The 13,265-nt window shown below is 69.5% G+C and carries 15 protein-coding genes; 7 read left to right on the top strand and 8 right to left on the bottom strand.

The annotated features are described in order from the left end of the window. Positions 1-19: 19 nt before the first annotated feature. The gene (locus tag ACZ5ZX_RS30245; RefSeq protein WP_465505386.1) at positions 20-589 is read right to left on the bottom strand and encodes a TetR/AcrR family transcriptional regulator; all 570 of its coding nucleotides are present in this window, start codon (positions 587-589) and stop codon (positions 20-22) included. A 72-nt stretch (positions 590-661) separates the two neighbouring features. Here ACZ5ZX_RS30245 and ACZ5ZX_RS30240 point away from each other — a divergent pair, with 72 nt between their 5' ends. Continuing rightward, the gene (locus ACZ5ZX_RS30240) at positions 662-1,168 is read left to right on the top strand and encodes a PaaI family thioesterase (RefSeq protein WP_465505385.1); all 507 of its coding nucleotides are present in this window, start codon (positions 662-664) and stop codon (positions 1,166-1,168) included. A gap of 33 nt (positions 1,169-1,201) precedes the next feature. Here the strand turns inward: ACZ5ZX_RS30240 and ACZ5ZX_RS30235 are convergent, their stop codons facing one another. After that, positions 1,202-1,684, bottom strand: coding sequence for a MarR family winged helix-turn-helix transcriptional regulator (locus tag ACZ5ZX_RS30235; protein WP_465505384.1), 483 nt, complete (start codon positions 1,682-1,684; stop codon positions 1,202-1,204). On the opposite strand from ACZ5ZX_RS30235, the gene ACZ5ZX_RS30230 reads away from it, so the two are divergent. Continuing rightward, positions 1,683-2,156, top strand: a complete 474-nt coding sequence (locus ACZ5ZX_RS30230; protein ID WP_465505383.1) for a pyridoxamine 5'-phosphate oxidase family protein — start codon at positions 1,683-1,685, stop codon at positions 2,154-2,156. The two genes, ACZ5ZX_RS30235 and ACZ5ZX_RS30230, sit on opposite strands and share 2 nt — an antisense overlap. On the opposite strand, the gene ACZ5ZX_RS30225 is transcribed toward ACZ5ZX_RS30230, so the two are convergent. Both ACZ5ZX_RS30225 and ACZ5ZX_RS30220 read right to left on the bottom strand, forming a co-directional pair. Continuing rightward, the gene (locus ACZ5ZX_RS30225; RefSeq protein WP_465505550.1) at positions 2,153-3,313 is read right to left on the bottom strand and encodes an ROK family transcriptional regulator; all 1,161 of its coding nucleotides are present in this window, start codon (positions 3,311-3,313) and stop codon (positions 2,153-2,155) included. The two genes, ACZ5ZX_RS30230 and ACZ5ZX_RS30225, sit on opposite strands and share 4 nt — an antisense overlap. A gap of 260 nt (positions 3,314-3,573) precedes the next feature. Then, a complete protein-coding gene (locus tag ACZ5ZX_RS30220) occupies positions 3,574-4,302 on the bottom strand; it encodes a zf-HC2 domain-containing protein (RefSeq protein WP_465505382.1) in 729 nt (242 codons plus the stop codon). A 58-nt stretch (positions 4,303-4,360) separates the two neighbouring features. Between ACZ5ZX_RS30220 and sigC the strand changes: the two genes are divergently transcribed. The 5 genes from sigC to ACZ5ZX_RS30195 all read left to right on the top strand — a co-directional run bounded on the left by sigC (position 4,361) and on the right by ACZ5ZX_RS30195 (position 10,033). Further along, positions 4,361-4,930, top strand: coding sequence for an RNA polymerase sigma factor SigC (gene sigC, locus ACZ5ZX_RS30215; protein WP_465505381.1), 570 nt, complete (start codon positions 4,361-4,363; stop codon positions 4,928-4,930). 179 nt (positions 4,931-5,109) lie between these two features. Continuing rightward, positions 5,110-7,347 carry a xanthine dehydrogenase family protein molybdopterin-binding subunit gene (locus ACZ5ZX_RS30210; RefSeq protein ID WP_465505380.1) on the top strand — a complete coding sequence of 746 codons (2,238 nt, stop codon included), beginning with the start codon at positions 5,110-5,112 and terminating at the stop codon, positions 7,345-7,347. Positions 7,348-7,373: 26 nt separating this feature from the next. After that, positions 7,374-7,829: a (2Fe-2S)-binding protein gene (locus ACZ5ZX_RS30205; RefSeq protein WP_465505379.1), complete on the top strand. Its 456-nt coding sequence runs from the start codon at positions 7,374-7,376 to the stop codon at positions 7,827-7,829. A 140-nt stretch (positions 7,830-7,969) separates the two neighbouring features. After that, positions 7,970-9,211 carry a PucR family transcriptional regulator gene (locus tag ACZ5ZX_RS30200; RefSeq protein ID WP_465505378.1) on the top strand — a complete coding sequence of 414 codons (1,242 nt, stop codon included), beginning with the start codon at positions 7,970-7,972 and terminating at the stop codon, positions 9,209-9,211. A 9-nt stretch (positions 9,212-9,220) separates the two neighbouring features. Beyond that, positions 9,221-10,033 (top strand): aldo/keto reductase, encoded by an 813-nt coding sequence (locus tag ACZ5ZX_RS30195; RefSeq protein WP_465505377.1) that lies wholly within the window; start codon positions 9,221-9,223, stop codon positions 10,031-10,033. Here ACZ5ZX_RS30195 and ACZ5ZX_RS30190 read toward each other — a convergent pair. The 4 genes from ACZ5ZX_RS30190 to ACZ5ZX_RS30175 form a co-directional block, all read right to left on the bottom strand. Then, a complete protein-coding gene (locus ACZ5ZX_RS30190; RefSeq protein ID WP_465505376.1) occupies positions 9,993-11,171 on the bottom strand; it encodes an MFS transporter in 1,179 nt (392 codons plus the stop codon). The genes ACZ5ZX_RS30195 and ACZ5ZX_RS30190 overlap by 41 nt on opposite strands. A 110-nt stretch (positions 11,172-11,281) precedes the next feature. Next, positions 11,282-11,614 carry a hypothetical protein gene (locus tag ACZ5ZX_RS30185; protein ID WP_465505375.1) on the bottom strand — a complete coding sequence of 111 codons (333 nt, stop codon included), beginning with the start codon at positions 11,612-11,614 and terminating at the stop codon, positions 11,282-11,284. Positions 11,615-11,626: 12 nt separating this feature from the next. Then, positions 11,627-12,043 (bottom strand): hypothetical protein, encoded by a 417-nt coding sequence (locus tag ACZ5ZX_RS30180; RefSeq protein WP_465505374.1) that lies wholly within the window; start codon positions 12,041-12,043, stop codon positions 11,627-11,629. A 104-nt stretch (positions 12,044-12,147) separates the two neighbouring features. After that, a complete protein-coding gene (locus ACZ5ZX_RS30175; RefSeq protein ID WP_465505373.1) occupies positions 12,148-12,906 on the bottom strand; it encodes a class I SAM-dependent methyltransferase in 759 nt (252 codons plus the stop codon). Positions 12,907-13,265 lie beyond the last annotated feature (359 nt).

Genomic DNA, 13,265 nt, shown 5'->3' with positions numbered 1-13,265 from the left:
CGGTGCCCGCTTGACGCTCTCAGCCGGCGCGGACCATGAGTGCGACGTGCCGCGCGGCCCGGTCCAGCGGATCGGGCGAGCGGCGGACCCGGCTGACCAGCAAGGCGCCTTCGAGGTTGGTCACGATGGCCGTCGCGAGGTCTTCGGCCCGGTCGCCGTCGGCACCGTGGGCGCCGAGCAAGCCGACCAGCAGCGCGTGCCAGGCGGCGAACGCGTCCTCACACGCCTTGGTGATCGCGGGGGAGGCGTGTGCCATCTCCAGCGTGATCGTGGCGAGCGGGCACCCGCCGCGGTAGTCGTCGGCGGCCAGTGCCTCGCCTGCCTTGCGGTACCACCAGCTCACGGCGTCCTCGATGGTCTCGTTGCGCTCGAAAGCACGGCGGACCGTCTTCGCCACGACGGCGGTGCCGAGCTCGATCGCCGCGACCGCGAGTTGTTCCTTGCCGCCGGGGAAGTGGTGGTACGCCGAACCCCACGGCGTACCGGCCTGTTCGACCAGCCGCCGCCACGAGGTCGCCTGGTAGCCCTCGCGACGGAAGAGCGTCATCGCGGTCGAAATCATCCGCTCGCGGGTGGTGGCATCGGACACGTCTCCGAGCATAGTCCTTGACTAGGACGATCGTCTTAGGAAACGCTGGGACGATCGTCTCAGGAGGCATTCATGACCGTCGACGTCACCGGCCAGACCAGGCAGAAGACCGTGACCTGGCAGGATCCGTTACCCACCGCGCGGCTCGGCCGTGAACTGTCCGGGCTGGACTACCTGACCGGCATCGCCGAGGGACGCATCCCGCCGCCGCCGATCTCGGCGCATTTCGGGATGCGCTGGGTGAGCGTGACCCCGGGTGACGTCGTACTCGCCGCGACGCCGGACGAGTCGCTGTACAACCCGATCGGCACGGTGCACGGCGGCGTCGCGGCGACCCTCCTGGATTCGGCGGTGGCGTGCGCGGTGCATTCGACCCTGCCCGCCGGGGTCGGCTACACCTCGGTGGAGCTGAAGGTGAACTTCCTGCGCGCCATTTCCGGCTCGGTGGGGGAGATCCGCGCGCACGGCTGGATCGTGAAGGCCGGTTCGCGGGTGGCTTTCGCCGAGGGCGACATCCGGGACGCGGAGGGCAAGGTGCTCGCGACCGCGTCGAGCACCTGCCTGATCATCGCTCCCTGATGTCGCGAGGCCGAGCTCCGGTCCGGGAAGGCCTCAAAGCGGCGGACGGACCCGGCGGCCGCGGATCGCTTCCGGTTCGCCGTAACGATCGACGATCCGGGCCAGCAACCCCTTCGCGTCCGCGACCCGCTTCTCGCCGAATTCCGCGGTGAGTTCCTTTTCCAGCGCCGCCCGGTGTTTTCGTGCCCCTTCGACGGCGCGTTCGGCCGTTTCGGTCAGGTGCAACAGCCGGGTCCGCGCGTCGGCGGGATCGGGTACGCGCCGCAGCAGCCCCCGGCGTTCCAGATCGGCGACCACCTTCGAGGCCGCCTGCTGGGTCACCCCCATCCGCCCGGCCAGCGCCGAGATGGACAGCGGTCCGGCGAGTACGTGCTGGAACACCACACCGTCGTTGAACCGCGTTCCGCCGATCCCGTCGGCGGTCAGCCGTCGCTGGATCTCGCCGCTCATCGCCCAGCCCGCGAACAGCGAGACCAGTGACAGATCGAGGGCGGCGGGATTAGGATCCACAACCATGGTTGTGGAATCTAGCATCCCGCCGCGTGAACTGCTGGAGGAGTTCGTCCGGGTCGCCCATCGGATCGTCTGGTGCACGCTGGCGACGGTCGACCGGCGAGGACGGCCGAGGTCGAGGGTGGTGCACCCGATCTGGGAACAGCGGGAAGGCCAACTCGTCGGGCACCTGTTCACCCGGCCGACACCGCTGAAGAAGGCGCATCTCGCGCGGACGCCGTTCGTCTCGTGTTCGTACTGGGATCCGGCGCACGAGGTCGCCGTCGCCGAATGCGGCGCCGGTTACGCCGACGATGAGGAAACGCGGCGGCATCTGTGGCGGCTGGCCGAGGAAACACCGGAGCCGCTGGGCTTCGACCCGAGGATCATGGGCGGCGAAGATCCACTGGATCCGGACATCACCGTGCTGAGGCTGACGCCGTGGCGAGTCAGTACCGGCGGCAAGGCCTGGCGGCGGGCGGATCCGGCCGCTTAGGCCGCGCCGACCTTCCGTTCGAACACCAGGCCTTCGGCGGCCCGCAGGCCGACGCTGATCGCGCCGGTCAGTACGCCGTCGTCGCCCAGTTCGCCCTGGACGACCGCCGGGACGAGCGGGGTGAACGAACGCAGCGCGCGGTCGATCGGATCGAGCAGCAGATCGGCCGCGGTGCCGATACCGCCGCCGAGCACGATCAGTTCGGGGTCGATCACGGCGGCGACCGACGCGACCGTGTAGGCGAGCCTGTCCGCTTCGGCTTCGACGGCACGCAAGGCGAGTTCGTCGCCGTCGCGGGCGAGACGGAAGACCTCGCGGGCCGATTTCGCCGTGCCGAGGCCGAGTTCGCGGGCGCCGCGGACCACGGACTGCGCCGCCGTCGCCTCTTCGAGATGACCGCGGACCGGGGGCGCGTCCTCGCCGTCGCCTCCCGCGTGCGACTGGCCGTAGGGCAGGTAGCCGATTTCGCCCGCCGCGCCCGTCGCGCCGCGGAAGACCTCGCCGTTGACCATCACGCCCATGCCGACACCGGTGCCGATGGTGATGCAGCCGAACACGGACGCGCCGCGCGCGGCACCGCGTTCCCATTCGCCGACGGCGGTGAGGTTCGCGTCGTTCTCCACCATGAGGTCGGGGCCGAGAACGCCTTCGAGCTCGTCGAGCAGGCCCGCCTTGCCCCATCCCGGCAGGTTCGGCGCGTGCCGGAAGCAGCGTTTGGCCGGATCGGCGACACCGGGCGAGCCGAGGACGCGGACGACGATGTCCGCCTGACTGAGCCCGGCTTCGCGCACTGTCGCCGCCGCGAGCGCGCCCACGGCGCTGACGAGCGCGGTGCCGGAACGCGAGGTGTTCCGCTCGTCACGGCGGGCGACGACGGTGTGGCCGAGGTCCGAGACGGCGACACGGAGGTGTTCGCGTCCGATGTCGACACCGAGGACGTATCCGGCGGTGGGATCCGCCTCGTACAGCACAGCGGAGCGGCCGGTGCCGGTCGAGGTGTGCCCGGTCGCCCTGGCGAGACCGGCCGCTTCGAGGGCGAGTAACGCTTGGCTCACCGTGGGTTTCGAAAGACCGGTGTCCTTGGCCACCTGCGGCCGGGTGGCGGGGCCGCTGCGGCGCAGGAGGTCCAGCACGGCGCGCTGATTGATCTTCCGCATCCCGGCGGGGGTGCCGACGGGCGGATTTCCTGCGCCAACCACGAGCTTCGCCTCCTGTCGAACCAAAGTGTTCCACCAAAGTTATCCGGCTCCGGCCCGGAATGGGCAAGAAGGTTTACATTCGGTGGTTCACCGCGACGATAAACGGCTCCGGGTCGCGAATCGCGCACGCCGCGCGCGAAAACCGGTGATTCACCCGGCGTTCGGCCGCGTGCTCCCGATGATCGGTAATGGTCTAGACCAAATGGGGCAGGTTTCGGTCAGGCGACGTGACGGCTCGCCGGGCGCCGGAATCCCTTGTGCTGGCGAGGGCGTTCGGGGGCATCGCCGGTTTCGTGGCCGGTTTCCGCGGTGAGGGAGCCGGGGTTGTCGGCCGTCGTCGCCGGACTGGGGAGGTTGCGCAGGCGATGCTGACGGTTCACCACGAACAGCAGGAACAGACCGAGGACGACCAGCCCGTGGGTGAGCACCCGCCCGGCGGTGACCTGTCCCGAGACGAGGTCGCCCGCCGACAACGCCAGGAGCAGGGCGACGAACCCGGTCAGCGCCGGCAGCTGTCCGGCCGCCGCTTTCGTCCGGACCGCCGCCCAGCCGAGTCCGACGCCGACGGCGAGGTTCCACGCGCTGCTCTCGTGCGAAAGGTGCCCGACCAGGGATTCCGCGCTGTGGCCCGCGGCGTGGTCCTCGACGCCCAGCAGCTGGGCGAAGGCGAGTCCGAGCTGGGCGATCGCGACCAGGGCGAGCGCGATCCTGGCAGGCCAGCCATCGCTCGGCGGGGCGGGGGTGCGCTCCATGATGACGGCGGTGAGGTCCGGGACCGGCGGTGCCGGCCGCAGCAGGATCGTCCGGTGCAGCCGCTCCGCGCGGGCGAGCCACGACCGGCAGGCGGCGCAACCGGCCACATGCCGGTCGACCGCCTCGGGCGGGGCGGGTTCGGTTTCGCCGTCGAGCCGGGCCGACAGGGCCTCGCGGCAGGTCTCGCACTTCACGTCTCACTTGTCGGGCGCGGGCCTGCCCGGGTTCCCGGCGCGCTGCTACGTTTCTCGTATGGCCGGGCCGCGCAACCATGACGACGAGCGGGTGACCGCGCTCGCACTCGCCGCCGCCCGCGGTGACCGGCGGGCCCTCGAGGACTGGGTGCGGGCCACCCAGGCCGACGTCTGGCGCTTCGTCGCGCACCTCGCCGACGTCGGCGCCGCCGACGACCTCACCCAGGAGACGTACCTGCGCGCGTTCGGCAGCCTGCGCCGGTTCGCCGGCAGGTCCTCATCACGGACCTGGCTCCTGTCGATCGCCCGTCGAGTGGTCGTCGACCGCATCCGGGCGGCTTCGGCGCGCCCGAAGCTCGCCGACGTCGACTGGGAAACCACCGCCGAACGCCGGGGCGCGCGTCAGGCGGAGGGTGTCGCGGGGTTCGAGGATCTGGTGGAGCTGCGGATGCTGCTCGACGGACTCGACCCGGAACGGCGTGAGGTCCTCGTCCTCACCCAGGTCCTGGGGCTCTCGTACGCCGAAGCCGCCGAGATCTGCGGCTGCCCGGTCGGCACCGTGCGCTCGCGGATCGCCCGCGCCCGCGAAGACCTGCTCGAAGCCGGCCGGGAGCGCGACTCCATCTGAGCCACGCTGTGGCGCGCCACACATTCGGGGGCCTTCGCTGTCACCTCGTCACACAGATGGGCCGACACGACTACTCCGCGTTGACTAGGCCGAATGCCGCTGCCTAGCGTGTCGCCATCCAACCCCAGGCCGCGCGAGGGTCCCCGCCTTCTCCGCGCGCTCTCGAAGGGATCTTCCCGATGGCCAGTCCCACCACCACTGAGGGGCAGGACCCCGGCGGCCTCGGCCGTCGCCGGTTCCTGAGCTTCCTCGTCGCCGCCCCCACCCTCACGATCGCCACGAAGATCGGTATCGACGGCTTCGCGCCCGAAGAGGCCGAAGCCGTCATCCCGACCCCGCCCGGCCCGGCCGAGATCCTCGACCTCGGCGACGTCCTGATCCTCTCGAACGCGCCCACCGCCAACCTGCTCGTGCTCGAAGTCCGCGAAGACGGCCGCGTCCGGCTGGAACTGCCGCGGACCGAGGTAGGCCAGGGCATCACGACGGCGAACGCGATGCTGGTCGCCGAAGAGCTGGACCTGCCGCTCGACCGTGTCGACGTCGTGCTCTCCGACGCCCGTCCGGAACTGCTGTTCAACCAGCTGACCGGCGGCTCCAACACGATGCGTTCGCTGTACACGCCGGTGCGCACCGCCGCGGCCGCCGCCAGGGCCCGGCTGGTCGCGACCGCGGCGAGGCAGTGGGGCGTCAACGCCGATCGTCTGTCCACAAGGGACGGTTCGGTGCTCGCCGCGGACGGCCGCCGGATGACCTACGGCGCGCTGTCCAAACCCGCCGCCCGCGCCGACCTGGGGAAGCTCACCGCGACCCCGAAGGCGGAGTCCACGCACAAGCTGGTCGGCACCCCGCAGTCCCGCAAGGATGCCCGCGCGATGGTCACCGGGCAGCTCAAGTACACCCTCGACCTGGACATCCCCGGGGCGAAACCGGTGATGGTCCGCCGCCCGCCGACGATCAACGGCACGGTCAAGAAGGTCAACAACGAGGCAGCCGTGCGCGCGATGCCCGGCATCATCGACATCGCCGTGATCCAGACCGGGGTCGCGGTGATGGCGGAGACCTTCGGTCAGGCGCTCGACGGCAAGAACGCGCTCGACGTCACCTGGAACGGCGGCACCGTCGACGGCGAGAACAACGCGACGATCAAGAAGAAGCTGCAGGCCGCGGCCCTGCCGTTCGTCGTGCCGCCACTGCTGACCCAGTACGTCGACGGCGAATTCGACTTCGCCTTCGCCAGCCACGCGCCGCTGGAGACCAACTCCGCGGTCGCCGACGTCCGCGAGGACGGCGCGACCATCTGGTCCGGGATGAAGGTCCCGATCCTCGCGAAGCAGAACATCGCGCAGGAGCTGGGGCTGCCGGAGAACAAGGTCACCGTGCACGTCCAGCAGGCGGGCGGGTCGTTCGGGCGCAGGCTCTTCTCCGACGGCGCGATCGAGGCCGCGCGCGCCTCCAAGGCGTTCAAACGACCGGTGCGGCTGATGTGGAGCCGGATCGACGACATGCGCCACGGCCGCGCCCGCGCCGCGAGCCACCACAAGATCCGTGCCACCTTCGCACTCGGCCAGGTCCTCACCTTCGAGCACCGGGTCGCCAGCGTCGAGACCGACTGGGGACACGGGCTCGGCGAGGTCCTCACGGCCTTCGCCGCGAAGCTGCCGGTCGGCGGGAACCTGAGCTTCGCGCAGACGGTGTTCCTGCTGACGGTGAAGTCGCCGTACAACTTCGGCGTCACCACGCAGCTGCTCAACGAGGTTCCGGTGGACTTCCACACCGGCGCCTGGCGGTCGGTGTACTCGTCGAGCACGCGCGGCGCGGAAGAGATCATGGTCGACGAGATCGCCGCGAAACTCGGCAAGGATCCGGTGGAGTTCCGGCGCGAGTTCATCAAGAACGAACGGCAGCGCGCCGTGCTGGACAAGGTCGCCGAACTCGGTGAGTGGGGCAAGAAGATGCCCAAGGGTTTCGCGCAGGGCGTCGCCGTGCACGGCGAGTACAAGTCGTACACCGCCTGCCTCGTCGAACTCGACGGCCGCGACCCGAAGAAACCGCGCGTCACCAAGGCGACCATCGCGGTCGACGTCGGCAAGCCGATCAACCCCCGCGGGATCGAGGCGCAGATGCTCGGCGGTCTGACCGACGGCATCTCCACGACGCTGACCGCCGGGCTGCACATCGACAAGGGCTTGCCGCTGGAGGGCAGCTACTCGCAGTTCCACTACGCGCGGCAGAAGAACTCGCCGATGGACGTCAAGGTGTTCGTGATGCCCGAGACGGGTGAGATCGGCGGAGCGGGCGAACTCGGCGTACCCGCCCCGGTGGGCGCGATCGCGAACGCGTACGCACGGGCCACCGGCATCAAACCGCGCAGCTTCCCGATCAACTTCCCGGTCGACTTCGAACCCTTCCCCCGCTGACTTTCCTTCCCCGCCAAGGAGTTCCGATGCCCAACTACACCTTCACGGTGAACGGGAAGACCGTCACCGTCGACGCGCCCGCGGATCTGCCCATGCTGTGGGCGCTGCGTGACAAGCTCGGCGTCCGCGGCCCGAAGTACGGCTGCGGGATCAACGTCTGCAAGGCCTGCACCAGCCACCTCGACGGCGAGGCGTTCAACCCGTGCGTGACGCCGGTTTCCGAGTGCTCCGGCCGCGACGTCACCACCATCGAAGGCCTCGCCGATGGCGACGACCTGCATCCGGTGCAGGAGGCCTGGCTGGAGCAGGACGTCGCGCAGTGCGGCTACTGCCAGCCGGGGCAGATCATGGCCGCGGTGGCGTTGCTGAAGAAGACGAAGAACCCGACCGACGCCGAGATCGACGCGATCCAGAACGTCTGCCGGTGCGGTACCTATTTCCGGATCCGCGAGGCCATCAAGAGCGCGGCCGCGAAGATGTGAAAATCCGCTGGTGCGGCGAAAACTGCGTGTTTTCGCCGCACTGGCGGCGCCTTTCGCCTTCGGCAGGCCACGTCCGGGGAAGTCGTGTTAGATGGCGTGCCCAGGGGCTCGACGAGGAGCCCCTGCCCCGGAGGACGTCCATGCACTATCGAACTGTGCTCCGCGAAGGCTCGGCCGCCGTCGTCGCCGAACTCGCCGTCGAGGTCGAAAAGCAGCTTCCCGGGCTCATCGCCGACACCGTCGAACAGATCCGTGCCGAGATGCCGGTGTACCGCGACGCGCAGTTCGTCTCCCTCGCCGAGCTGCGGACGTCGGTGCGGAACAACCTCGAGTCCGTCATGCGGACCCTGCGCGGTACGGAGGAACCCGATCTCGCGCAGGCCAGGGCGACCGGACGCGCGCGGGCGCTGCAAGGCGCGCCGCTGCCGGAACTGCTGCGGGCGTACCGGATCGGGCTCACCGAGGTGTGGGACCGGTTCGTTGAACTGACCGCGTCGGAAGAGCAGCAGGACCTTCGCGGGCTCGTCGCCGCGACCTCGGCTATCTGGGCGCTGATCGACGACTACGCCGAGGCGTTGACGACGACCTACCGCGACACCACCGCCGAAGTCATGGTGGCGCACCAAAGCAGACGGTCGGCGTTGGTCGAAGCGCTTTTCGCCGGCGGCGCGGCCACCGAGGGCACGCTGTGGGACATCGCGCGCGTGCTGGAACTCTCGCTCGACGGGACCTACGTGGTCGTCGCCGCGGAAACCCCGCGCGTCGGGCACGAACCGTTGCCCCAAATCGAAAACCGGCTCCGCGAACGGCATCACGCGTCCGCGTGGCGGCTCACCCCGGATCTGCAGGTCGGCGTCGTGTCGATGCGGGATCCGTCGGCTTCACAGGTGATCATCGAGCTGCTGCGGGAGAACTCAAGCGGCCGGATCGGCGTGAGTCCGGTGTTCACCGGCCTCGGGAACACCTCCCGCGCGCTGCACCTGGCCCGGGTCGCGCTCTCCAGCATGCTGCCGGGGACGACGGGAATGGTGCAGTTCAACGAATCCCCGCTCGCCGGACTGGTCGCCAGCGCACCGGAGGCGTCGGTGCAGCTCGCGCATCACGTGCTGCGGCCGATCCTGGACCTGCCCGGCGATGACCGGAACGTGCTGCTGCTGACGTTGCGGGCGTGGTTCGAATGCCAGGGGTCCACGAAACTGACCTCGGAGCGGATGTTCTGTCACCCCAACACGATCCGGCACCGGCTGAAGCGGATCTCCGAGGAACTCGGCCGCTCGCTGACGGATCCGGCGGATATCGCCGAGCTCGGCGCGGCCCTGCGCGCGCTGCACATGTTCCCGGACACCTCGCATCTGCCTTCACCGAGGGATCCGCTGCGCTAGGTTTCCCGCATGAACGATTTCGCCATCGGCGGGGATTTGACCGTGCACCGGCTGGGTTTCGGCGCCATGCGCCTGCCGACCGAAGCAGGCCCCGCGCGTGAGGCGTCCATCGCCTTGGCGCGAAGGGCCGTGGAACTCGGTATCACCCTGATCGACACCGCGCACCTGTACGGCTGGGGAGCCAACGAAGGACTGCTCGCGGAAGCGCTGTACCCGTACCCGGACGAGCTGGTGATCACCACCAAGGTCGGCGTCGTGCGGGCCGGGGACGACTGGAAGTACGACGCACGGCCGGAGTCGCTGCGGGCGCAGGTCGACGAAGGGCTGCGACGGCTGCGCGTCGAACGGATCGAGTTGCTGCAGCTGCACCGCCTCGACCCGGAGACTCCGCTGGCCGATCAGCTCGGCGCGCTGCGGGACCTGCGTGACGAGGGCAAGATCGGCCGGATCGGGCTGTCCGAAGTCACCGTGGACGAACTCGCGCGGGCACGGGAGATCGTGGACATCGCGAGCGTGCAGAACCGCTACAGCCTCCTGGACCGCTCGTACGAGGCGGTGCTGGACGCGTGCGAGGCGGCCGGGATCGCTTTCCTGCCTTGGCGTCCGGTGCTCGGCGCCGCCGCCGAGGCGGGTTCCGAGCTCACGGCCGTCGCTGCGGAACTCGAGGTGACCACGGCGCAGGTCGGGCTCGCGTGGCTGCTCGCGCGGTCGCCGGTGATCCTGCCGATCCCGGGCACGGCGAACGTCGCGCACCTGGAGGAGAACTTCGCCGCGGCGGAGGTCAAGCTGACGGACGAGCATCTGCGGCGGCTGGGGACCTGAGCCGCGCCATGGCGACCACGCCCAGCAGCGGCCCGATCGCCAGGATCGGCGCCGCCGCCCGCCAGCCGACGGCGTCGGCGAGTACCGGCAGGCCCTGGATGGTCAACGCGCTGACCAGGAACCCGATCGCAGTCTGAGCGGTGAGCGCGGTGCCGACGTAGCGGGGATCCGCGGCTTCGCTCAACGCGGCGGAGAACTGGCCGGAGTCGGCGATCGCGGCGACACCCCAGACGAACAGCAAGGTGCCCAGCACCGCTGGATGAGCGTCGAACGCGAACACCGAGACCAGGCAGCACGCCCCGCTGACGGCCAGTGCCGCGAGCGCGACGTCGATCCTCCCGAACCGGTCCGAGAGCGCGCCGCCGAGCAGACAGCCGATCGCCCCGCCGACACCGATGACGGTGAACGCGAGCAGGCTCACCGAGCCTTGAGACGCGGCCGCGGCGTAGGCGGGGATCCAGGTCCAGAACGCGTAAAGCTCCCACATGTGTCCGAAGTAGCCGAGCGCGATCAGCCGTTGCCGCCGGTCGCGCGCCATCGTGACGAGGTACGCCGGTTCCCAGGGCGGTGAGCGCCGGACGGCGGGGCCGACGCGGACGAAGAACGCGGCCAGCACCGCCGCGCCGAGGGCGAGAAGAGCGGCGACGTCGAGCACCGTCCGCCAGTCCGGCAGGTTCCCGGCCAGCAGATGAGGTGACGCCGAGCCGAGCGCGAGCGCGGCCAGCAGCACACCGAGTGCGAGACCGCGGCTGCCGGGGAACCACGAGACGACGATCTTCATCCCGACCGGGTAGACCCCGGCCAGCGCCATCCCGGTGCCGAACCGCAGCAGCACCGCGAGCCAGAACTGCTTACCGCACAACGGAAAAATCAGTGTCAGCAGCGCACCCGTCGCGGCGCTCGCGGCGAGTAGCCGTTCGGGCCGCAGCCGGTCCGCGAGGTTGGCGACGGCCGAGACCAGCGCCCCCGCCGCGAAACCGACCTGCACCGAAGCGGTGAGGAGCACGGTGCCCTGCGTGGAGAGCGCCCATTCCGCACGCAGGGCGGGGACGACGCTCGACGCGGAGAACCACAGTCCCATGGCGAGGATCTGCGCGGCGGCGGTGAGCGCCAGCTGGCGCGGTGCGGAGCTGGGCACGACCGCAGGTATCGCACCTGCGGGCGGACCGGCTCAAGACAGGACGACGGCGATCACCCGAAGGTGTGGTCGGACTTGACGGCCTCCACGAGCACCCGCCGCGAAGCACTTCAGGCGGTCGGCCAGGTGAGCGTGGTGGTCGACGTGGGTATCTTGCTCGGATCGGAGCCGGCCAGCAGGATGTGGACGTCGGATTCGGCGGAGCCCGCCGGTTGCCGATAGCAGGCGTAGAGCACGGTGTGGACGGTCGCGCCGGAGGGTGCGTTCTCGCGTGCCCAGCGCAGTGCGTCATGGACGTCGCATTCGGTGAGTTCGTATTCGACGGCGTCCCACGTGTCATGCCCGGTGCGGTCGGCGATGGCGCGCCAGAATTCGACCAGGTAGCTGGGCGCCTCGGTGCTGACGACATTCCCGGATCCCGTGTATCCATCGGTCACCTTCATGGCGGGAGGATGTCATACCCCGCACGGAAGAGTTGCCGTCGGGCTGTCCACGACCGCGGCTTGGGGGATACCGCGCCAAATCGCGTTCACTGAAGCCCTGCCGAACCAGACCGTGTTCCCGGTGCCGTCGCAGTCGTATCCGATCTGCTTGTTCTCGACGGAAACCTGGCCGGTCAGGGAGATGGTGTCCATGATCTCGTCGCAGGTTATCTTCGGCTTGAAGCCGACGACTTTCTTGGCTCCTGAAGTGCGTAGGTAGGTGTTTCCAGTTTTGAGTTCGCAGTGTGGCGCGGGGATCGTGTTGCTGATGAGACCCGTGAAGGTGACAGCGTGAGTGACTTCTGTAGTGGCAGTGGAAACTCCCGGTGTGAGAAGGAGCGGGGCCAGAGCGAAAGCCGCGAGAATCATCGAGTGCGGTCGGATGATCACGCGAGCCGACGTTACCGGGTGGTTGGAGCCTGGCGAAGACATTCCGGTATAGATCGCGCGATGGCGTGACAACGACTTAACGACTTGCCACATCGAGCCGATGATCACCCGAACGTGCGGCCGGGCTTGACGGCCTCCACCAGCACTCGCCGCGAATGCGCGACGAACTTCCCGTCGGCTTCGATCATCCGATGGAGTTCCGCGAGCTTGTCGCGATGACCGGCCACGGTGAACCCCGGCACGATCCAGATCACCTTCCGCAGGAAGTGGACGACGGCGGCGAGGTCGAAGAACTCCATCCGCAGTTTCGCCGGTTCCAGCCGCTCCACCCGCAGCCCGACGGCCTCCGCCTCGACACGCAGCACGTCGGGCGTCCAATCGCCATAATCCTGTGGGCCGAGGAAGAACTCCTTCAGTTCTCGGACGGTCCCGGCGCCGATCTGTTGCGAGAGAAAGGTGCCTCCCGGCCTCAGGACGCGCGCGATCTCGCGCCACGGGTTCTCGATCGGATGGCGGCTGCTCACCACGTCGAAGGATTCGTCGGGAAACGGCAAAGGCGCGTCGTACTCGGCCTCGACCACCTCGCCACCCAGCGGGGCGAGGGTCCGCTGGGCGACCTCGACGTTCGGCGGCCAGCCTTCGGTCGCGGCGAGGACCGGCGGCGGTTTCGGGATGCCCGCGAGCACCTCGCCGCCGCCAGTCTGCAGGTCGAGCCCGGCCGATGCCGCCGCCATCCGCTCGCCGAGCAGCCGCGAGTAACCCCAGGGGGGCCGTTCCTCGGTGGCCCGGCCCTCGAACCACGAGAAGTCCCAGCCTTCGACCGGGACGGCCTCCCCTTCGGCGAGCAGATCTTCGAACGTCATGTCCGCAGTCTCGGTTCTCCGGCTGGGTGGGGCAACACGATTATTTTGAGGGGTAAGGCGAAGATGGCGTAGCCCGGCGCGGGTCCGGACTGGCTGACGGAAGCCGGCCGCGGTCGTGAGTGATAAGGAGCGTTCTAGCCCGGCGTGTTTAGGTACCTATGGCGGGCGAGGCCGGTAGTGGCCCCTCACCCGCCCCCGGACGACGGTCACGAGCCTCAACTGCACCACCAGTCACACCGGCTGCGCGTGAAGGCCCCCATACCACGGCTCAGCCGAGGGAAGGAGTCCTTCACGCGCGGCCGGTGTGACAGGTGGTGCTGCTGAGGCTCGTGACGGCCGTCCGCGACGAGAGGCGACTC

The organism is Amycolatopsis sp. NPDC033938, assembly GCF_055575975.1.
Note: the sequence above shows the minus strand (reverse complement) of the source record. Positions and strands in the feature narration are given on the sequence as shown.

Bases quoted from the DNA above. Each gene is read 5' to 3' on its own strand.
- ACZ5ZX_RS30185 (WP_465505375.1), bottom strand. From the start codon at position 11,614: ATGAAGGTGACCGATGGATACACGGGATCCGGGAATGTCGTCAGCACC.
- ACZ5ZX_RS30240 (WP_465505385.1), top strand. From the start codon at position 662: ATGACCGTCGACGTCACCGGCCAGACCAGGCAGAAGACCGTGACCTGG.
- ACZ5ZX_RS30225 (WP_465505550.1), bottom strand. From the start codon at position 3,313: ATGCGGAAGATCAATCAGCGCGCCGTGCTGGACCTCCTGCGCCGCAGC.
- ACZ5ZX_RS30175 (WP_465505373.1), bottom strand. From the start codon at position 12,906: ATGACGTTCGAAGATCTGCTCGCCGAAGGGGAGGCCGTCCCGGTCGAA.
- sigC (WP_465505381.1), top strand. From the start codon at position 4,361: ATGGCCGGGCCGCGCAACCATGACGACGAGCGGGTGACCGCGCTCGCA.
- ACZ5ZX_RS30205 (WP_465505379.1), top strand. From the start codon at position 7,374: ATGCCCAACTACACCTTCACGGTGAACGGGAAGACCGTCACCGTCGAC.
- ACZ5ZX_RS30235 (WP_465505384.1), bottom strand. From the start codon at position 1,684: ATGGTTGTGGATCCTAATCCCGCCGCCCTCGATCTGTCACTGGTCTCG.
- ACZ5ZX_RS30200 (WP_465505378.1), top strand. From the start codon at position 7,970: ATGCACTATCGAACTGTGCTCCGCGAAGGCTCGGCCGCCGTCGTCGCC.
- ACZ5ZX_RS30230 (WP_465505383.1), top strand. From the start codon at position 1,683: ATGGTTGTGGAATCTAGCATCCCGCCGCGTGAACTGCTGGAGGAGTTC.
- ACZ5ZX_RS30195 (WP_465505377.1), top strand. From the start codon at position 9,221: ATGAACGATTTCGCCATCGGCGGGGATTTGACCGTGCACCGGCTGGGT.
- ACZ5ZX_RS30210 (WP_465505380.1), top strand. From the start codon at position 5,110: ATGGCCAGTCCCACCACCACTGAGGGGCAGGACCCCGGCGGCCTCGGC.